The sequence below is a fragment of the Streptomyces sp. NPDC101490 genome (assembly GCF_044767145.1).
Classification (GTDB): Bacteria; Actinomycetota; Actinomycetes; order Streptomycetales; family Streptomycetaceae; genus Streptomyces.
In genome coordinates this window covers 352,636-371,371 of the sequence record NZ_JBIWNI010000005.1, presented here as the reverse complement: position 1 = coordinate 371,371, position 18,736 = coordinate 352,636, and the positions used below count along the sequence as shown (strand labels likewise).

The window sequence follows — 18,736 nt, the reverse complement described above, 5'->3', positions numbered from 1 at the left end:
CTCGGGTGAATATGCCCAACTGGGCTGGCTTTGGGGTGGGTTGTTTGATCTACGCTCTGCCAACAGAGCCAGCCCAGACAGACAAAGGCCCCCGCCGGGACGGCAATCCCAGTGCGAGGGCCTGACCATCGCGAAGTCAACAGCTTCCGATGGTCCGAACACCAAGGACCTACAACTCCCTGATGGACAGCCAAAATCCTAGCGCTCAGGCGCCCGCCCCGTCCCGCAACGGGGCCAAGAACCACCCCTCTCGGGTGACTTCTCGTGGAGTGGTCCACGAGAACACCCCGCACACCACTCACTTCACGGTGGTGGGGAACCACCTCGCGCAGCACGGGGAGCTGTCGCTGATGGCCATCGGCCTGGCGACGCACATCCAGTCGCTGCCCGCCGGTTCGGCCATGGACATCAGATCCCTGGCTGACCGTTTCCCGGAGGGCAGGGACCGGATCGCGGGGGCCTTGCGTGAGCTGGAGACCCACGGCTACCTGCGGCGCGACAAGGAACACACGGCGGGCGGCCGGGTCGTCACCCGAACGGTCTCGTGCAACCAGCCTGACCGTACGGGAGCGGGGCGGGCCGTCCGGCCGAGGCCTGAGCCGCCCCCTCGAAGGCCGCAGCCGCCACCCCGGCGCCCGGGGAACCAGGACCGCACGGAGATCCCGCGCCGCCGCCCGCAGAACCGACCGGATGCCCCGGCCCGGCTCGCGGAAAGGGGGCCGCAGAAGCGGGCAGGGCGGCCCGAGGGGCAGGCACCGTGGCCTGACGAGCAGGCACGGTGGCCCGACGGACGGGCGCGGTGGCCCGAGGAGCAGACACCGCAGCCGCAGACCCGGCCGCCCGGGAACGCGCCCCACCGCTCCGACCAGCGGGAACGACCCCGGCGCAAGGCGCTGCCGGCCGTCCCGGCACCCGCGTACGCCACCCCTGACCTGCTGCTCACGGCCGTGGGGGTCCTGTCGGGGCTCCGCCTCGGCGATCCCCGCCTGCTGATCTCGGCGGCGGAGGCCGAGCACCTGGCGCCGGGCGTGGTCGCCTGGCTGGAGCGCGAGCTGCCGCCGGAGGCGGTGCACCAGGCCCTGACCAGCGGTCTCCCGACGGAACCGCTGTACCGCCCGGCCGCGCTGCTGGCCCACCGGCTGACGGCCCGGCTGCCGCCGCTGCCGCCGTTCCGGCCACCGAAGGAACAGCCGCCGCCCTTGTACCCCCTGCACAACTGCGACACCTGCGACCGGGCCTACCGAGGTCCGGAGCCGGGCAAGTGTGCTCCCTGCCGAACCGAGGAGACCCATGGTCAGCTCACCACATGAGGCGATGCACCGGATCTTCCAGCACGACACACGGCTGTTCAGCCGTCTGTCGGGACTGCTGGGGTTCTCGCTGCCGCCGCCCGTGGACGTCACCGTCCTGCCCACCGACCTCACCGAGTCCGGCCCCGTCGAACGCAGGGTGGACACGCTGCTGCGGCTCGACAGCGCGGAGGAGGGCTCACTGTTACTGGCCATCGAGGCGCAGGGGAAGAAGGACCCGGCCAAACCGGCGAGCTGGGCGTACTACACCGCGTTCCTCTGGACGAAGTACCGGCTGCCGACGGCGCTGCTCGTCGTGTGCCAGGACCGGGCGACGGCCGAGTGGGCCGGTCGGCCGGTGAGCAGCGGACCGCCGCACCTGCCCACGCTGACCGTGCAGCCGGTCGTCGTGGGCCCGCACAACATGCCGGTGATCACCGACCCGGCGGAGGCGGGCGCCGACCTGGCGCTGACGGCTCTGTCGGCCATCACGCACGCGGGCGATCCGGACATCGGTGCCATACTGAAAGCACTGTCCGCCGCGCTGAAGGACGTCCCCGAGGACGTCGCCGACCCCATCATCGAATTCACCGCACAGGGCCTGGGCAACCGCCCGGTCAGAGCACTCTGGAGGAACCTGGTGGCCGTGGACCTCTCCTTCTACACGTCCTACCTCTCCGAGGAAATCCGCGACGAAGGCCGCGAGCAAGGCCGCGCCCAGGGCAGTGCCGACGCCATACTGATCATCCTCGAACAGCGCGGCCTCACCATCACCGACGCCGCACGCGAACGGGTCAAGCACTGCGACGACCCCGACACCCTCCACCGCTGGCTCGTACGGGCGGTCACCGCCACGACAGCCGACGAAGTCTTCGCGGACGAGGACGCGTAGAAGGGCCGGGACGGGCGACCGTGGACCTCTCCTTCTACACGTCCTACCTCTCCGAGGAAATCCGCGACGAAGGCCGCGAACAGGGCCGCGAGCAAGGCTTGGAGCAAGGCCGCGCCCAGGGCAGTGCCGACGCCGTACTGGTCGTCCTCGAACAGCGCGGCCTCAGCATCACCGACGCCGTACGCGAACGGGTCAAGCACTGCGACGACCCCGACACCCTCCAGCGGTGGCTGAAGCGGGCGGTCACCGCCGCGACGGCCGAGGAAGTCTTCGCGGACGAGGGCGTCTAGAGGCTCTCCGGCTCAAATCCCCGTCCGGTGCCGAAGGGCAGGACGGGGACGTACACGGGTGTCACCGGAGTGCACTCCGGTGACACCCGTGCGTCCGCCGGGCCCCCGGGCCCGTCTGCGCCTAGCGTGGGGCGGGAACGATCCCGGCGGGACCGTCGCCGGGATCACCGTCCTACGGAGGCACGTCGAAGATGGCCGTCAGCTTGCCCGAGCTCACCGGGGACTACGTCCTCGACATCGCCCACAGCCGGATCGGCTTCGTCGCCCGGCACGCCATGGTGACCAAGGTCCGCGGGGCGTTCCTCCAGTTCGAGGGCACCGCCCATCTGGACGGCGCCGACCCGGCCAGGTCCACCGGGCAGGTGGTGATCAAGGCCGAGAGCATCGACACCGGTGTCGAGCAGCGCGACCAGCACCTGCGCACCAACGACTTCCTCGACGTCCCCAACTTCCCCGAGATCACCTTCCGCAGCACCGCGGTCGAGGTCCGTTCCGACACCGACTACCGCGTCACGGGCGACCTGACCGTCAAGGACACCACTCGCCCCGTCACCATCGACTTCGAGTACACCGGCAACGCCGTCGACCCCTACGGCAATCTGCGGGTCGGCCTGGAGGGCTCGGTGACCATCTCCCGCAAGGAGTTCGGCGTGACCTGGAACGCGGCCCTGGAGGGCGGCGGCGTCCTCGTCGGCGACAAGATCGTCCTGGAGTTCGACATCTCCGCGATCAAGCAGGGCTGAGAGCCCCCGCCCCCGCTCCCCCCGCGCACGGAAAGGGGCCCGGGAACCGCCGCCTGCGGTTCCCGGGCCCCTTCCGCGTACTCCCGAGGACTACTCCCCGGACTTCTCCGCCGTCTTCTCGACCGTCTTCTCGACCGGCTTGCGGAGCTGGATGTTCAGCTCGCGCAGGCGCGACTCGTCGAGCTCCGTCGGCGCGCCCATCAGGAGGTCCTGGGCGTTGCCGTTGAGCGGGAAGGCGATGGTCTCGCGGATGTTCGGCTCGTCCGCGAGGAGCATCACGATGCGGTCGACGCCCGGGGCGATGCCGCCGTGCGGCGGGGCGCCGTACTCGAAGGCGCGGAGCATGCCCGCGAACTCGTGCTCGACGGTCTCGCGCGAGTAGCCCGCGATCTCGAAGGCCTTGAACATGATCTCGGGCTCGTGGTTCCGGATGGCGCCGGACGACAGCTCGATGCCGTTGCAGACGATGTCGTACTGCCAGCCGAGGACGTCCAGCGGGTCCTGGGTCTCCAGGGCCTCAAGGCCGCCCTGCGGCATCGAGAAGGGGTTGTGCGAGAAGTCGATCTTGCCGGTCTCCTCGTCCTTCTCGTACATCGGGAAGTCCACGATCCACGCGAAGCGGAAGACGTTCTCCTCGAACTGGCCGGCGCGCTTGGCGGCCTCGACCCGGACCGGGCCCATGATCTTGGAGACCTCGTCGAACTCGCCCGCGCCGAAGAACACCGCGTGGCCGGGCTCCAGGCCCAGGCGCTCGGTGAGGACCTTGACGTTCTCCTCGGTGAGGAACTTGGCGATCGGGCCGGTCAGGGCGCCCGCCTCGCCGACGCGGACCCAGGCCAGGCCCTTCGCGCCGAGGGAGACGGCGAAGTCGCCGAGCCCGTCGAAGAACTTGCGCGGCTGGTCACCGGTGTCCGGCACGGCGAGCGCGCGGACGTGCTTGCCCGCGAACGCCTTGAACTCCGAGCCCTCGAAGACATCGGTGATGTCGACGAGTTCGAGCGAGGTGCGCAGGTCCGGCTTGTCGTTGCCGTACTTGAGCATCGACTGGCGGAACGGGATGCGCGGGAACGGCGAGGTGACGTGGCGCCCGCCGCCGAACTCCTCGAACAGCTCCGTCATGAGCTTCTCGATCGGCTGGAAGACGTCCTCTTGCTCGACGAAGCTCATCTCGACGTCGAGCTGGTAGAACTCGCCCGGCGAGCGGTCCGCACGGGCGTCCTCGTCGCGGAAACAGGGCGCGATCTGGAAGTACCGGTCGAAGCCGGAGATCATCAGCAGCTGCTTGAACTGCTGCGGCGCCTGCGGCAGCGCGTAGAACTTGCCCGGGTTGAGACGGGACGGGACGACGAAGTCGCGGGCGCCCTCGGGGGAGGTCGCGGCGAGGATCGGGGTCGCCATCTCGTTGAAGCCGAGGGCCACCATCTTGGAGCGGATGGAGGCGATGACGGCGGAGCGCAGCATGATGTTGCGGTGCATCCGCTCGCGGCGCAGGTCGAGGAAGCGGTACTCCAGGCGCCGCTCCTCGTTGACGCCGTCGTCGGCGTTGATGGTGAAGGGGATCTGCTTCGCCGCGCCCAGGACCTCGACCTCGGCGGCCTCGATCTCGATCTCGCCGGTGGCGAGCTCCGCGTTGACGTTCTCCGCGCCGCGCGAGACGACCTTGCCGTCCACGCGGACGACGGTCTCCTTCGTCAGCTTGTCGAGGACCTCGGCGGCGGCGGTGCCGGGCCGGGCGACGAGCTGCGTGATGCCGTAGTGGTCGCGCAGATCGATGAAGAGGATGCCGCCCAGGTCGCGCCGATTGTGCAGCCAGCCGCTGAGCCGGACGTCGGTGCCGACGTCAGAGGCGCGGAGCTCGCCGCAGGTGTGGGACCTGTACCGATGCATCGTCGTTCATCCAGTCTTCGGGATCGGTGGGGAGGCGTGACAGCGTCAAGCCTTGCCCAGCCTACCGGCCGCCCCGTGATCGCCCTTCGATTACTCCGCCGCCGCTGGTCCGTGTGCTCCGCCGCCACTCCCTCGTGGAATTCGCCGACGGCCCCCCGTGGACCCCGCCGCCGCTCCACCACGTGCCCCGCCGCCGCCTGCCCGTGGACTCCGCCCACGACCGCTCGCGCACGCCGCCGCCGCTCGTCCGTGTGGTCCACCGCGCACTCCGCCGCCACCCGCCCGTCCGCTCCGCCGCGCACCCGGCCGCGCCCCGCCGCACCCGGCCACGCCCCACCACGCCCCACCACGGCATCGCCCTTCGCATACGCTCAGTGGCGATCTGCTGTCCGATATTCATAAAGTAGGGCAATGCGCACCGAGGACGTCCTGGCCGCTGTCGCGACCGGCCTGTGGCGCTGGGACAACGCGTCCGGGATCGTCTCGCTCGACGCCGAGGCCGCCCGGCTGCTCGGGCTGCCCGCCGCGCCCGTACGGCTCACCGAGGCGGCCGTCCGCTCGCGCTTCCACCCGGTCGACTGGAACGAGATCGACGGCGTCGTGAACCTCGCCGTCGCCGAGGGCACCCTCGCCGAGGCCCGGCTGCGGATCATGGACGAGCGCGGCCGGGTGCTCCGTACCGTACGGAGCAGGTCCAAGCCGCTCATCGAGGGCAACGACTACCTGCTCGTCGGCACCCTCCAGGAGGTCGCCGAGCAGCTGCCCGGCACCGCCGCCCGGACACCCGTCACCGGGGACTGGCGCCGCTCCCGCGAGGCGTTCCTGCTGGACGCGGGCCGGGCGCTCGCGGAGGCCAGGTCGACGGCCGAGGTGCTGCGGGTCGCGGCCTCCCTGTCGATGCCCGGCTTCTCCCCCGACGGGCTCGCCGTCTTCGGCGTGGCGGGCGACCGGCTCACCGTCATCGGGCACCACGGGCACAGCGAGGGCGACGAGGGCCCCTTCTCCTCCATGTCCCTGGCCACCGACTACCCGGCGGCGGAGGCCGCCAGGACCGGCCGCGCGATCTACCTGCCCTCCCCCGACGACTACCTGCGCCGCTACCCCGTGACCTGGCCGCTCGCCCAGCGCTTCGGACGCCGCTCCTGGGCCTTCGTGCCGCTGGTCGTCGCGGGCAGGACCATGGGCGCGTGGATGGCCGCCTTCAAGCATCCGGTGGCGTTCACGCCCGACGAGCGCTCGGTCCTCACCACGGTGGCCCGGATGCTCGCCCAGGCCCTCGCACGCGCGGGCGTGGCCGAGTCCGAGCGGGAGCTGTCCCTCGGTCTCCAGCGGACGATGCTGCCGGCCCTCGGGCCCGGCATCCCCGGCATCCGGGTGGCCGCCCGGTACGTGCCGACCGGCGGCGGGCTCCAGGTCGGCGGCGACTGGTACGACATGATCCGGCTGCCCGGCGGCACCTCCAGGACCGGCGGGCGCGGCGCCGGACGGATCGCCCTGGTCATCGGCGACGTGCAGGGCCACGACGTGCGGGCGGCGGCCCTGATGGGGCAGCTGCGGATCGCCCTGCGCGCGTACGCCTCCGAGGGACACCGGCCGGACGCGGTCCTCTCCCGCGCCTCGCGCTTCCTGTACGGGATCACCGACGGCGACGACGGGGAGGCCGAAGGCGGGCCGCGCTTCGCCACCTGCCTCTATCTGGAGGTGGACCTGGAGACCGGCGCGGTGGACATCGCACGGGCCGGACACCCCGATCCGGCGGTACGGATGAACGACGGAACGGTTCTGCAGCGGCCGACCGCCGGCGGGCTGCCCCTCGGCATCGACCCCGACACCGACTACCCCACCACCCGGCTCACCCTCGATCCCGGCGAGACCCTGATGATCTGCACCGACGGCCTCCTGGAGACCGGCGGCCACGACCTCGACAGCGGCTGGGAGCGGGTCCGCGGGCTCCTGGAGAACCACGACGGCGAGGACCTGGAACACCTCGCCGACACGCTGGTGGAGGCCGTCCACGGGCCCCGCTCGCACCACACGACCGGGCCGCTCGCCGACCGCCGCGAGGACGACATCGCGGTCCTGCTGCTCTCCCGCCGCCCGGCGGGCGCGCCGCCGGAGCCGCCCCGCCGGACCCTCATGACGATCGCCCAGGCGGAGCCGGAGCGGATCGCGGAGGCGCGGGAGCAGATGCGGCAGCTGCTGCACGACTGGGCGGACGAGGACCAGCTCGACTCGGCGGTCCTGATGGTCTCCGAGATGGTCACCAACGTCCTCGTCCACACCGACGGCGACGCGCTGCTCGTCGCGGAGGTGGCGGGCGGGGACAAGGCCCGGCGGCTGCGCGTCGAGGTCTCCGACACCAGCGACGAACTGCCCCACAAGCGCCACCCGGGCGAGATGGCGTCGAGCGGCCGGGGCCTGGTCCTGATGGGGATGCTCGCGGACGCGTGGGGCGTGGACCCGCGCGGCGAGGGCAAGTCGATCTGGTTCGAACTGAACGAGAACCGGCGGGAGCCGGAGACGGGCTGAGCGGGGCGCGGTGCGCCGCCGCACCCCGGGCGAGCCGGGCAGCGCCGGGCGGGCCGGGCAGGCAGGGCCGGGCGCCGCCGCCCCGCCCGGAGCGGGCCGAGTGCCGCGGCCCCCCTCGGACTCGTGGCGTGCCCCGAGGCCGTCCCCGAGGCCCCCGGGAAGTCCGGAGGCCGCCCCCTGAGGCCGTACGGGTCACCCCGTCGCGTGTCCCGTACGGGTCACCCCGCCGGTCGGGGTTCCTCCGGAGGGTCCGGCGGGGTCCCGTACCGGGTGCGGAGTTCGCCGAGGACACCGGTCGCGGCGGCCGTCAGCGGGACGGCGAGCAGCATTCCGAGGATGCCCGCGACGGACGCCCCCGCCGTGATCGCCAGCATCACCGCCGCCGGGTGCATCTGCACGGTCCGGCTCTGCACCATCGGCTGGAGCACGTTCCCCTCGATGACCTGGACCGCGAGGACGACCCCCAGCACCCACAGGGCGATGACGAAACCCCGGTCGGCGAGGGCGACGAGCACCGCGACCGCGCCCGAGAGGAAGGCGCCGAGGTACGGGATGTAGGCCGTGACGAACACCAGCGCGGCCAGTCCCACCGCACCGGGGACCTGGAGGACGACGAGCCCGATCCCGATCAGGACCGCGTCGACGAGCGCCACCAGGGTCGTCCCCCGCATGAAGCCCTCGACCGCCTCGAAGGCACGGCGGGCCATCGCCTCGACCAGGTCGCCGGTGGCCCGGGGCACCAGGGAGCGCAGGGCCCCGGCGGCCCGGTCGGAGTCCCGCAGGAAGAAGAAGATCAGCAGCAGCGCGAGCACGGCGGTGGCGAGCATCTCGCCGACGACGCTGATGCCGGTCAGCACACCGGAGGCGGCGGTGCCGCCGAACTGTTTGAGGAGGCTCTCGGCGTTCTTGGCGAGGTCCTCCAGGGAGGTCCCGGCCGCGCCCAGGTGCTTGGCGATGTCGGTGCCCGCCTGCCGCAGCGAGGCGATGATCTGGTCGCCGGTCTCCAGGAGGGCGGCGACCACGATGTACGTGGCACCGCCGACGACCGTGAGGACGGCGACGACGGTCAGCGCGGCGGCCAGCGACTTGCGGACCTTCATCCGGAGCAGGCGGCGGTAGAGGGGACCGAGGAGGGCGGTGCCGAGGATCGCGAGCAGGACGGGGGTGACCGCCGTCTTGAAGACGACGCACAGCCAGATCCCGACGGCGGCGACACCGGCGACCAGCAGGAGGACACCGCACCAGGCGGCGACCCGGCGGGCGGGTTCGGGGAGGAGCGGGGGCGTCGGCTGCACGTCCCCACCGGATCACGCACGCGGGCGTGCCGTCGCGCGCTGACGGCCGTACGGGTGACGGGGTGTCAGTGGGGTGGCCTCCCGGACAGCCGGACGGCGGGGCCCGTGCCCGGGGTCACCCGGGTGCGGGCCCCGCCGTCCGGTGGTGGGCCGGGGCGGCCTACTCGCCCATCCCGTGGACCGCCGGGACCGTGCCGAGGCGGCCCGCCTGGAAGTCCTCGAAGGCCTGGCGGAGTTCGGCCTGGGTGTTCATGACGAACGGGCCGTAGTGGGCCATCGGCTCACGGATCGGCTGCCCGCCGAGGAGGGCGATCTCCAGGTCCGGGGTGTTCCCGTCCTGCTTGTCGTCCGCGCGGACGGTCAGCGAACCGCCCTTGCCGAAGACGGCGGTCTGGCCGGTGTGGACCGGGCGCCGCTCGGCGCCGACGGTGCCGCGTCCGGCGAGGACGTACGCGAGGCCGTTGAAGTCCTCGCGCCACGGCAGGGTGATCTCGGCGCCCGGCCGCAGGGTCGCGTGGATCATCGTGATCGGAGTGTGGGTGATGCCCGGTCCCTCGTGCCCACCGAGCTCCCCGGCGATCACGCGGAGCAGCGCGCCGCCGTCGGGGGAGGTGAGGAGCTGGACCTGGCCGCCCCGGATGTCCTGGTAGCGGGGGGCCATCATCTTGTCGGCGGCGGGCAGGTTGACCCACAGCTGGAGGCCGTGGAACAGGCCGCCGCTGACGACGAGGGACTCCGGCGGGGCCTCGATGTGGAGCAGGCCGGAGCCCGCCGTCATCCACTGGGTGTCACCGTTGGTGATGGTGCCGCCGCCGCCGTTGGAGTCCTGGTGGTCGAAGACGCCGTCGATAATGTAGGTGACGGTCTCGAAGCCCCGGTGGGGGTGCCAGGGGGTGCCCTTGGGCTCGCCCGGCGCGTACTCCACCTCACCCATCTGGTCCATCATGATGAACGGGTCGAGGTACTGGTAGTTGACCCCGGCGAACGCGCGGCGGACCGGGAAGCCCTCGCCCTCGAAGCCCGTGGGGGCCGTGGTGACGGCCAGCACGGGACGGGCGACGGCGTCGGCGGTGGCCGCGACGCGCGGCAGGGTGAGCGGATTCTCGACAGTCACGGCGGGCATGACGGACCTCCTGGTACGGGCCTCGGGGCGCGGCCTTCTCCGACCTCGTGCCCCCACTTTAGTTGAACGCTGAACTTCTTGCCAGTCCGAACGCGGAACGCCCGGGAGGAATTCCTCCCGGGCGCCCCTTCCGCGTCGAGGCCGCGGCAGCCGTGCGTCCCGGCCCGCGGACCTCACCGGCCGCGGACCTCCGATTCCAGCCTGCGTCAGCCGTACATCCGCCGCATCGCGAAGTCGACCATCTGCTCCACGGCCTTCGCGTCGAAGACCATCCGGTGGTCGCCCTCCATGTCGAGGACGAAGCCGTACCCGGTGGGCAGCAGGTCGATCACCTCGGCGCCGGTGATCACGAAGTACTTCGACTCCTTGCCCGCGTACCGCCGCAGCTCCTTCAGCGAGGTGAACATCGGGATGACCGGGTGCTGGGTGTTGTGCAGGGCCAGGAACCCGGGGCCGTCGCCGCGCGGACAGTAGACCTTGGAGGTCGCGAAGATCTGCTGGAAGTCCTCGGGCGCGAGCGTGCCCGTCGTGAAGGCGCGTACGGCGTCGGCGAGGGAGGGGGGCGAGGGCTCCGGATAGAGCGGCGGCTGCTGCTGTCCGTACCCGGCGCCCGGCATCGCACCCGGCGTCCCGCCCTGCATCCCGTCCTGGGGGGCGTACTGCTGCTGGGGCTGCGCGTACTGCTGGGCGCCCGGATTCTGGTCGTAGCCGTACATGGGCCACGAGCCTACTGCGTCACAGTTGTCCCGAGAGGGGTTGCTCTTATTACCGGTGGGTAGCATCATCGGTGAGAGCGTTTTGCTACTCGCTGGTACGTGTACGAGGAACCTGCCTCCCCGAGCCTTACGGAGCCGTCGCCATGGGGCACTACAAGTCGAATCTCCGCGACATCGAGTTCAACCTCTTCGAGGTGCTCGGCCGCGACAAGGTGTACGGCACCGGGCCGTTCGAGGAGATGGACGCCGAGACCGCCCGGAGCATCCTCGACGAGGTCCGCCGCCTCGCCGAGAACGAGCTCGCGGAGTCCTTCGCCGACGCGGACCGCAACCCCCCGGTCTTCGACCCCGAGACCCACACCGCCCCCGTACCGGCGAGCTTCAAGAAGTCGTACAAGGCCTTCATGGACTCCGAGTACTGGCGCCTCGGCATCCCCGAGGGCATCGGCGGCACCCTCGCCCCGCGCTCCCTCGTCTGGGCCTACGCGGAACTGCTCCTCGGCGCCAACCCGGCCATCTGGATGTACTCCTCCGGCCCCGCCTTCGCGGGCGTCCTCTACAACGAGGGCAACGAGGCGCAGAAGAAGGCCGCCCAGATCGCGGTCGAGAAGCGCTGGGGCTCCACCATGGTCCTCACCGAGCCCGACGCGGGCTCCGACGTCGGCGCGGGCCGCACCAAGGCCGTCCAGCAGGAGGACGGCTCCTGGCACATCGAGGGCGTCAAGCGCTTCATCACCTCCGGCGAGCACGACATGGAGGAGAACATCCTCCACTACGTCCTCGCCCGCCCCGAGGGCGCCGGACCCGGCACCAAGGGCCTCTCCCTCTTCCTCGTCCCCAAGTACGAGTTCGACTGGGAGACCGGCGAACTGGGCGCCCGCAACGGCGTCTACGCCACCAACGTCGAGCACAAGATGGGCCTCAAGGCCTCCAACACCTGCGAGATGACCTTCGGCGACCAGCACCCCGCCAAGGGCTGGCTCATCGGCGACAAGCACGACGGCATCCGCCAGATGTTCCTCATCATCGAGTTCGCCCGCATGATGGTCGGCACGAAGGCGATCTCCACCCTCTCCACCGGCTACCTCAACGCCCTGGAGTACGCCAAGGAGCGCGTCCAGGGCACCGACCTGGCCGACTTCATGGACAAGGCCGCGCCCAAGGTCACCATCACCCACCACCCCGACGTGCGCCGCTCCCTCATGACGCAGAAGGCGTACGCCGAGGGCATGCGCACCCTCGTCCTCTACACCGCCTCCGTCCAGGACGCGATCGCCGTCCAGGAAGCCGCGGGCGAGGACAGCAAGGCCCTCCACGGCCTCAACGACCTGCTGCTCCCCATCGTCAAGGGCTACGGCTCCGAGAAGGGCTACGAGCAGCTCGCGCAGTCCCTCCAGATCTTCGGCGGCTCCGGCTTCCTCCAGGAATACCCGATCGAGCAGTACATCCGGGACGCCAAGATCGACACCCTCTACGAGGGCACCACCGCCATCCAGGGCCAGGACTTCTTCTTCCGCAAGATCGTCCGCGACCAGGGCGCCTCCCTGAACGCCCTCGCCGAGGAGATCAAGAAGTTCCTCGCCGTCGGCACCGGCGGCGACGACCTCGCCACCGCCCGCGACTCCCTCGCCAAGGCCGCCGTCGACCTCGAAGGCATCGTCGGCGCCATGCTCACCGACCTCACCGCCACCGGCGAGGACGTCAGGAACATCTACAAGGTCGGCCTCAACACCACCCGGCTGCTGCTCGCCTCCGGCGACGTCGTCGTCGGCTACCTGCTCCTGAAGAGCGCCGCCGTCGCCGCCGAGAAGCTCGCCGCCGGGGCCTCCGGCAAGGACGTCGCCTTCTACCAGGGCAAGATCGCCGCCGCGAAGTTCTTCGCCGCGAACGTCCTGCCCGGCGTCACCGCCGAGCGCGCCCTCGCCGAGGCCGTCGACGGATCGCTGATGGACCTGGACGAGGCCGCGTTCTGACCGACGCGCCCCGTCCGACCAGGCGCACGGCCGCCCCCGGGGAGGGGGGCGGCCGTGTCCGCTTCTCCCCTTCTCCCGACTTTTCCCCCATGGACGGGTCCCCCACGGACAGGACCCTTATGGGCGGGTCCGGTCCCGTACGGGCGGGGAGGGACGGAGTCCGCGCCCGGGGTCCCTACGGAGCCGCGCCCCGTACGGGACGGACGCCGGTCCCGGTCCGTACGGGACCGATCCCGGTCCTGCGTAAGGTGAACCCATGAGCAGCGCAGCTTCCCGTCCCACCGCAGGCCCCTTCGACCGCGGCCACACCGACGACCTGATGACCTTCCTGACGGCCTCGCCGTCGCCGTACCACGCGGTCCGGAGCGCGGCCGAGCGGTTGGAGAAGGCAGGGTTCCACCAGGTCGAGGAGACCGCGTCCTGGGACGGGACGAGCGGCGGGAAGTACGTGATCCGCGGCGGCGCGATCATCGCCTGGTACGTCCCCGCCGGAACCGCCGCCCACACCCCGTACCGCATCGTCGGCGCCCACACCGACTCCCCCAACCTGCGCGTCAAGCCGCAGCCCGACCTGGGCTCGCGGGGCTGGCGGCAGGTCGCCGTCGAGATCTACGGCGGCACCCTCCTCAACACCTGGCTCGACCGCGACCTCGGCCTCGCCGGACGCCTCACCCTCCGCGACGGCAGCCACCACCTGGTCAACGTCGACCGGCCGCTGCTGCGCGTCCCGCAGCTCGCCATCCACCTCGACCGGCAGGTCAACGACGGCCTCAAGCTCGACCGGCAGCGGCACATGCAGCCCGTCTGGGGCATCGGCGACGTCCACGAGGGCGACCTGATCGCCTTCGTCGCCGCCGAAGCGGGCGTGGACGCCGAGGACGTCACCGGCTGGGACCTGATGGTGCACGCCGTCGAGGCCCCCGCCTACCTCGGCCGCGACCGCGAACTGCTCGCCGGGCCGCGCATGGACAACCTGGTCTCCGTCCACGCCTCCGTCGCCGCGCTCGCCTCCCTCGCGGGCCGCGACGACCTGCCGTACATCCCCGTCCTCGCCGCCTTCGACCACGAGGAGAACGGCTCCGAGGCCGACACCGGCGCCCACGGCCCGCTGCTCGGCAACGTCCTGGAGCGTTCGGTCTACGCGCGGGGAGGAAGCTACGAGGACCGCGCGCGGGCCTTCGCGGGCACCGTCTGCCTCTCCTCCGACACCGGCCACGCCGTCCACCCCAACTACGCGGAGCGGCACGACCCGACGCACCAGCCCCGCGTCAACGGCGGCCCCATCCTCAAGGTGAACGTCAACCAGCGGTACGCCACCGACGGCAGCGGCCGGGCCGTCTTCGCCGCCGCCTGCGAGAAGGCGGGCGTGCCCTGGCAGTCGTTCGTCTCCAACAACGACATGCCGTGCGGCACGACGATCGGCCCCATCACCGCCGCCCGCCACGGCATCAAGACCGTCGACATCGGCGTGGCGATCCTCTCCATGCACAGCGCCCGCGAGCTCTGCGGCGCCGAGGACCCCTACCTCCTCGCCAACGCCCTGGTCGCGTTCCTGGAGGGCTGAGGCTCCCCCGGCCGTCTTCCCGTCGGGCCGGGGGACGCGCGGAAACATCCGCGAAAGGTCCCGGCTGGCAGCGTCGTCCCCATGCACCGTCACCAGGGTCCGCCGCCACGGAAGTTCGCCGCCGCCATCGCCGCCACCGTGCTCGTGGGCACGGCGGCGGCGGGGCTCCTGATCAGCCGGTACGACGATCGGCCCCCGTGGGCCGACGACATCGCCTACGAGGGCGGCTTCGTCCAGGCCTCCCGCATCCGCGGCTACGACGTCGACGGCTCCCGCGTCCGCGCGCTCCTCGACGGCGAGTGCGCCCGCATGGAACGCGACGGCATGGGCGGCGCCCGCGCCGTCCACAACCCGGCGAGGTGGGTCCAGGGCTGCCTGGACGCCGCCGCCGGCCTCCCGTCGAAGAACCAGGGGACCGTGCGCTGAGCCCGGGGCCGGGCCCCTGAACCGCGGGCCCGGCGCCCGGCCCCCGGAGGTCAGGCGTCGAGGCCCGCGAGGATCAGGGGGAGGCGGCTCGCGCCCGTTTCCGTGATCTTCACCGGGACGCCCCAGTCCTGCTGGTGGACATGGCAGGCCGGGTACTCGTTCGCCGGGTCGTCGTCGCAGGACGCGGCCATCGCCGACACGTGCAGGACGCCCTCCGTGACCTCCGGGTTCAGGGCCAGCTCGCGGAAGAGGTCCGTACCCCTGCCCTCGCCGCCGAGCAGCAGCTCCGGCGGCGTCGAGGAGACCAGGAGCCGGGTCGAGGGGCCGTACCGCTCGTCCAGCTTCTGCCCGTTCGGCGCCCGGAAGACGACGTCGAGCCGGAGCGTGCCCGGGGCGATCTCGGTGGCCTCCCGGCGGGTGCGGTGCGCGACCGCCTCCACCCGGACGGCCTCCTCGGGCAGCCGCAGCCGGGTCAGCCGGTGCCGGGCCGACTCGACGACCACGATGTCGCCGTCGACGAGGACCGCGTCGCTGGGCTCGCGCAGATCCGTGGCCAGGGTGGTGACCTCGCCGGTCGCCGGGTCGAAGCGGCGCAGGGCGTGGTTGTACGTGTCGGAGACCGCGACCGAGCCGTCCGGCAGCGCCGTCACGCCCAGCGGGTGCTGGAAGAGGGCCTGTCCGGCGGCGCCGTCGCGGTGCCCGAAGTCGAAGAGCCCGGTGCCGACGGCGGTCCGCACCGCGTATCCGTCGCCGTCCCGCTCGATCCACCGCAGCGCGCTGGACTCGGAGTCCGCGACCCACAGCCGGTCCTCGGTCGCGGCGAGACCGGACGGCTGCGAGAACCACGCCTCGGCGGCGGGACCGTCCACGAGGCCCTCGTTGGTGGTGCCCGCGGCGACCTCGACGGTCCCCGTGGCCGGGTCGTACGTCCACAGCTGGTGGACGCCCGCCATCGCGATCCACACCCGGCCCTGCCACCAGGCGACGTCCCACGGCGAGGACAGGTCGACCTCCAGGGCCGGGCCCGAGGTCGGAGAACCCTGCCACCACTGCCTGCCGGTGCCCGCGACCCGCTCGACCTCGCCCGTCTCCGGGTCGAGGACCCGCAGGGAGTGGTGCACGGTGTCCGCGACGACGACCCTGCCGTCGGGCAGCGCGGCCAGGCCCTGCGGCTCGCGGAACACGCCCTCGCCGATGCGGCGCACCACGGTCTCGCCGTCGGCCGCCAGCTCCACCAGCTGGTGCCGGGTGGTGTCGGAGACCAGGAGGTTCCCCGAGGGCAGCAGGATCGCCTTGCCGGGGAAGCGGAGGCCGGTGGCGACGGGCTCGGGGGCCACGTAGGGGCCGTCACCGCGCCGCAGGGTGCCCTTGGCCTCGTGCTCGGCCTCCAGCTCCTCCACGAGCATCCGGAGCGCGTTGGCGTGCCCCTCGCCCGCGTGCTGGGCGACGACGTACCCCTCGGGGTCGATGACGACGAGCGTCGGCCAGGCACGGACGGCGTACTGCTTCCAGGTCGCCAGCTCCGGGTCGTCCAGTACGGGGTGGTGGACCCCGTACCGCTCGACGGCGTCCACGACCGCCTGGTGCTCGGCCTCGTGCACGAACTTCGGCGAGTGCACCCCGACGATCACGAGCGTGTCGCGGTGCTTCTCCTCCAGCTCGCGCAGCTCGTCGAGGACGTGCAGGCAGTTCACACAGCAGAAGGTCCAGAAATCCAGGATCAGTGTGCGGCCTCGGAAATCGGCGAGCTTCAGGTCCTTCCCGCCGGTGTTGATCCAGCCGCCCTTGCCGATCAGCTCGGGGGCACGGACTCGGGCACGGCGGGGCGCGGGCGCGGACGGGGTCGCGGGGGCGGAGTCGCTCATGGGTCAAGGGTGCCGTACGGGTGGAAAGTGGGGGCCGGGAGGGGCGGAGGCGCGTGTCCGGGGGCGGGGTGCGAGCGGGGGCTGGTCAGCATGCCCACATGGCGGAGCGCGTGATCAGATCGTCTGACTTTTACCGCTGGCGGGGGAGGTCCCGGCCCCGGCAGCCCCGAGCTGCCCTGTCGGGGGCCGTCACCGGGGCCCTTCCCGGGTTCCCCCCGACCCTGCCGAGGGCCCTCCGGGGCCGCGCCCGGCGGTTGCTTCGGGGCGGTGCCCGGCTGGTCCCACAGGGCCGCGCCCGGATGTTCCCGCGCGGTCGCGCCCCCCGACTGGGCCCGCCCGAGCCCGTACGGGACAGCCCGCCGGGGCCCGTACAGGACTTCCCGCCCGAGCCCGTACGGGACTTCCCGTCGGGGTTCGCCCGGTTCTTCTCCTCAGGGGCCGGGCGGCTGGGCTGTCTCGTTCTCGCGGCCGGTACGACCCTGCTCTCCGCCGTCGCACTGCCGACCGGTCCCGCGCGGGCCGGTGGGGTCGGGGACGACTCCCTGCGGGTCGTCGTCACCGTCAACGGCCGCGACGGCGGCGGACCGCACCCGCCCGACGTGCGGGCCGGCGGGCCCGTAGTGAAGCGGTACCGGCTCATCAACCGGAGCGAGGCCCATCTGTACGAGGTGCGGGTCCTCGACCCCGAGGTGCCCGCCGGGGCCGTCCGCTGCCCCAAGGGCCCGCTCGCCGCGCTCGGGCGGCTGGAGTGCGTCGCCCGTTTCACGGCCGCGCCGGGAGAACACCGGGGCACGGTACGGGCGCGGGCCACCGTGCCCTCCCTGCGGAAGGTCCTCACGGCCACCGTCCGCACCGGGTACACCGGGATCGCCGAAGCCCTCGCCCTCACCGAACGCGTCACCGTGGGCGCCCTCGGACCGGCTCCGGCCCCCGCCGCCGGGGGCCGGGCGGGACGCAGCGCCCCCGTCCGGCGGGCCGTGCCGACCGGTCCGGCGCGGGCCGGTGGGCGGAGCCCGCTCCGGGCGGCCGACACCGCCCCCGCCACCGTCACGTACACCGTGACCAACCGGGGCAACCGGCCGCTGTACGCGGTCCTCGTCACCGACCCCGCGCTCGGTCTCGGCGCCGCCGCCGTGGACTGCGCCGGGCGGCAGGGGACCGTCCCGGTGCTCGCGCCGGGCGCGTCGGCCCGCTGCACGGCCACCGTACGACGGCCCCCCGGCACCTACCGGAGCACCGGGACCGCCTCCGGGAGCGACCGGGTGACCACCTACGGGCCGGACGGTGCCCGGGTCCCGGCGCCGACGCTCGTCGCCCGCGCGGCGGCGGACTTCACCGTGCCGGGACGGCAGCAGACCGGGCCGGGACCCGTACGGAATCCCCCCGGGGGGATCGTGAGCAATCCCGTAGGGGGTCCGGGCGGGCGGGTCCTTCCGCTGCCCGGGGCCGGAGCCCCGGCGCCGGGCGCCGCCGGGGCCGCCGCCCCGCCCGGAGCGGCCGTGCCCGGAGCAGCCGGGTCCGGACTGCTGCTGCCCGGACTCGCGGCGCCCGGGGCACTCCCGCCGCCGGGGATCGCCGCGCCCGGCACCGCCGCCCTGGCGGCCGTACCGCCGGGGACCGGGGCCGGGGCTGGAGCCGGGGCCGGGGCCGGCGGGGCCGGGACCGGCGGAGGGGCGGGTGCGGGAGCCGGTGGTGGGGCCGGTGGTGGAGGCGCGGGAGGGAACGGCCCGGCAGGTGCCGCAGGTACAGGTATCGGAGGTGGTGCCGCAGCGGGCGCGGGGGCCACCGGAGGTGGGGGAGGTGCCGGAGGTGCCGGAGGCGGGGGAGGTGGGGGAGGTGCAGGAGGTGGGGGAGGTGCAGGAGGCGCGGGAGGCGCGGGAGGCGCAGGAGGCACGGGTGCCACCGGGTCTGCTGGCACCACCGGAGCCTCTGGGACCTCCGGCGCCACCAGTGGTGCCAGTACCTCCGGCACCACCACCCCGCCCGTCGCCGCGCGCCGGGCCGCCGCCGAGAACGAGGGACTCCTCGCACGGGTCCGGCGGCGCGGGCAGCAGGCGAGCGAACTCGGGATCGTGACGATCCTGCTGCTGCTCCTGATCCCGGCGGCCCTGGCCGCCGCCCTCCTCGGCAACCGGAGGACCTGA

General features: G+C 72.8%; 14 protein-coding genes. 9 read left to right on the top strand and 5 right to left on the bottom strand.

The features are described from left to right. The first annotated feature begins 254 nt into the window (after window positions 1-254). The 4 genes from ACIRQY_RS14740 (at window position 255) to ACIRQY_RS14725 (ending at window position 3,214) form a co-directional block, all read left to right on the top strand. Complete coding sequence (locus tag ACIRQY_RS14740) at window positions 255-1,310, top strand: helix-turn-helix domain-containing protein (RefSeq protein WP_403925280.1); 1,056 nt, start codon at window positions 255-257, stop codon at window positions 1,308-1,310. Continuing rightward, the gene (locus ACIRQY_RS14735) at window positions 1,291-2,181 is read left to right on the top strand and encodes a hypothetical protein (RefSeq protein ID WP_403925278.1); all 891 of its coding nucleotides are present in this window, start codon (window positions 1,291-1,293) and stop codon (window positions 2,179-2,181) included. Before ACIRQY_RS14740 ends, ACIRQY_RS14735 begins: the two co-directional genes overlap by 20 nt. Before the next feature lie 20 nt (window positions 2,182-2,201). Continuing rightward, complete coding sequence (locus ACIRQY_RS14730) at window positions 2,202-2,471, top strand: hypothetical protein (RefSeq protein ID WP_403925275.1); 270 nt, start codon at window positions 2,202-2,204, stop codon at window positions 2,469-2,471. Window positions 2,472-2,662: 191 nt separating this feature from the next. After that, a complete protein-coding gene (locus ACIRQY_RS14725) occupies window positions 2,663-3,214 on the top strand; it encodes a YceI family protein (protein WP_403925272.1) in 552 nt (183 codons plus the stop codon). A 90-nt stretch (window positions 3,215-3,304) separates the two neighbouring features. Here the strand turns inward: ACIRQY_RS14725 and aspS are convergent, their stop codons facing one another. Beyond that, window positions 3,305-5,101, bottom strand: a complete 1,797-nt coding sequence (gene aspS, locus ACIRQY_RS14720; protein ID WP_403925269.1) for an aspartate--tRNA ligase — start codon at window positions 5,099-5,101, stop codon at window positions 3,305-3,307. 411 nt (window positions 5,102-5,512) lie between these two features. Between aspS and ACIRQY_RS14715 the strand changes: the two genes are divergently transcribed. Next, window positions 5,513-7,630, top strand: a complete 2,118-nt coding sequence (locus ACIRQY_RS14715) for a SpoIIE family protein phosphatase (RefSeq protein WP_403925266.1) — start codon at window positions 5,513-5,515, stop codon at window positions 7,628-7,630. Between the two features lie 218 nt (window positions 7,631-7,848). Here the strand turns inward: ACIRQY_RS14715 and ACIRQY_RS14710 are convergent, their stop codons facing one another. The 3 genes from ACIRQY_RS14710 to ACIRQY_RS14700 all read right to left on the bottom strand — a co-directional run bounded on the left by ACIRQY_RS14710 (window position 7,849) and on the right by ACIRQY_RS14700 (window position 10,764). Continuing rightward, on the bottom strand, window positions 7,849-8,925 hold the full coding sequence (locus tag ACIRQY_RS14710) for an AI-2E family transporter (RefSeq protein WP_403925263.1): 1,077 nt from the start codon (window positions 8,923-8,925) through the stop codon (window positions 7,849-7,851). A 160-nt stretch (window positions 8,926-9,085) separates the two neighbouring features. Next, entirely contained in the window at window positions 9,086-10,048 is a 963-nt protein-coding gene (locus ACIRQY_RS14705) for a pirin family protein (RefSeq protein WP_403925260.1), read from the bottom strand. 206 nt (window positions 10,049-10,254) lie between these two features. Continuing rightward, window positions 10,255-10,764, bottom strand: coding sequence for an SseB family protein (locus tag ACIRQY_RS14700; protein ID WP_351783463.1), 510 nt, complete (start codon window positions 10,762-10,764; stop codon window positions 10,255-10,257). 143 nt (window positions 10,765-10,907) lie between these two features. Between ACIRQY_RS14700 and ACIRQY_RS14695 the strand changes: the two genes are divergently transcribed. From ACIRQY_RS14695 to ACIRQY_RS14685, 3 genes are all read left to right on the top strand, one after another. Then, window positions 10,908-12,737 carry an acyl-CoA dehydrogenase gene (locus ACIRQY_RS14695; RefSeq protein WP_351783461.1) on the top strand — a complete coding sequence of 610 codons (1,830 nt, stop codon included), beginning with the start codon at window positions 10,908-10,910 and terminating at the stop codon, window positions 12,735-12,737. Window positions 12,738-12,993: 256 nt separating this feature from the next. After that, complete coding sequence (locus ACIRQY_RS14690; RefSeq protein WP_403925257.1) at window positions 12,994-14,301, top strand: M18 family aminopeptidase; 1,308 nt, start codon at window positions 12,994-12,996, stop codon at window positions 14,299-14,301. Window positions 14,302-14,382: 81 nt separating this feature from the next. Beyond that, window positions 14,383-14,727, top strand: a complete 345-nt coding sequence (locus ACIRQY_RS14685) for a hypothetical protein (protein WP_403925255.1) — start codon at window positions 14,383-14,385, stop codon at window positions 14,725-14,727. 50 nt (window positions 14,728-14,777) lie between these two features. Here the strand turns inward: ACIRQY_RS14685 and ACIRQY_RS14680 are convergent, their stop codons facing one another. Beyond that, window positions 14,778-16,592 (bottom strand): NHL domain-containing thioredoxin family protein, encoded by a 1,815-nt coding sequence (locus tag ACIRQY_RS14680; RefSeq protein WP_403925252.1) that lies wholly within the window; start codon window positions 16,590-16,592, stop codon window positions 14,778-14,780. 299 nt (window positions 16,593-16,891) lie between these two features. On the opposite strand from ACIRQY_RS14680, the gene ACIRQY_RS14675 reads away from it, so the two are divergent. Then, window positions 16,892-18,736, top strand: coding sequence for a hypothetical protein (locus tag ACIRQY_RS14675; RefSeq protein ID WP_403925249.1), 1,845 nt, complete (start codon window positions 16,892-16,894; stop codon window positions 18,734-18,736).

Coding starts and splice junctions, on each gene's coding strand:
- ACIRQY_RS14735 (WP_403925278.1), top strand. CDS start 1,291: ATGGTCAGCTCACCACATGAGGCGATGCACCGGATCTTCCAGCACGAC.
- ACIRQY_RS14725 (WP_403925272.1), top strand. CDS start 2,663: ATGGCCGTCAGCTTGCCCGAGCTCACCGGGGACTACGTCCTCGACATC.
- aspS (WP_403925269.1), bottom strand. CDS start 5,101: ATGCATCGGTACAGGTCCCACACCTGCGGCGAGCTCCGCGCCTCTGAC.
- ACIRQY_RS14715 (WP_403925266.1), top strand. CDS start 5,513: ATGCGCACCGAGGACGTCCTGGCCGCTGTCGCGACCGGCCTGTGGCGC.
- ACIRQY_RS14705 (WP_403925260.1), bottom strand. CDS start 10,048: ATGCCCGCCGTGACTGTCGAGAATCCGCTCACCCTGCCGCGCGTCGCG.
- ACIRQY_RS14700 (WP_351783463.1), bottom strand. CDS start 10,764: ATGTACGGCTACGACCAGAATCCGGGCGCCCAGCAGTACGCGCAGCCC.
- ACIRQY_RS14695 (WP_351783461.1), top strand. CDS start 10,908: ATGGGGCACTACAAGTCGAATCTCCGCGACATCGAGTTCAACCTCTTC.
- ACIRQY_RS14690 (WP_403925257.1), top strand. CDS start 12,994: ATGAGCAGCGCAGCTTCCCGTCCCACCGCAGGCCCCTTCGACCGCGGC.
- ACIRQY_RS14685 (WP_403925255.1), top strand. CDS start 14,383: ATGCACCGTCACCAGGGTCCGCCGCCACGGAAGTTCGCCGCCGCCATC.
- ACIRQY_RS14680 (WP_403925252.1), bottom strand. CDS start 16,592: ATGAGCGACTCCGCCCCCGCGACCCCGTCCGCGCCCGCGCCCCGCCGT.
- ACIRQY_RS14675 (WP_403925249.1), top strand. CDS start 16,892: ATGTTCCCGCGCGGTCGCGCCCCCCGACTGGGCCCGCCCGAGCCCGTA.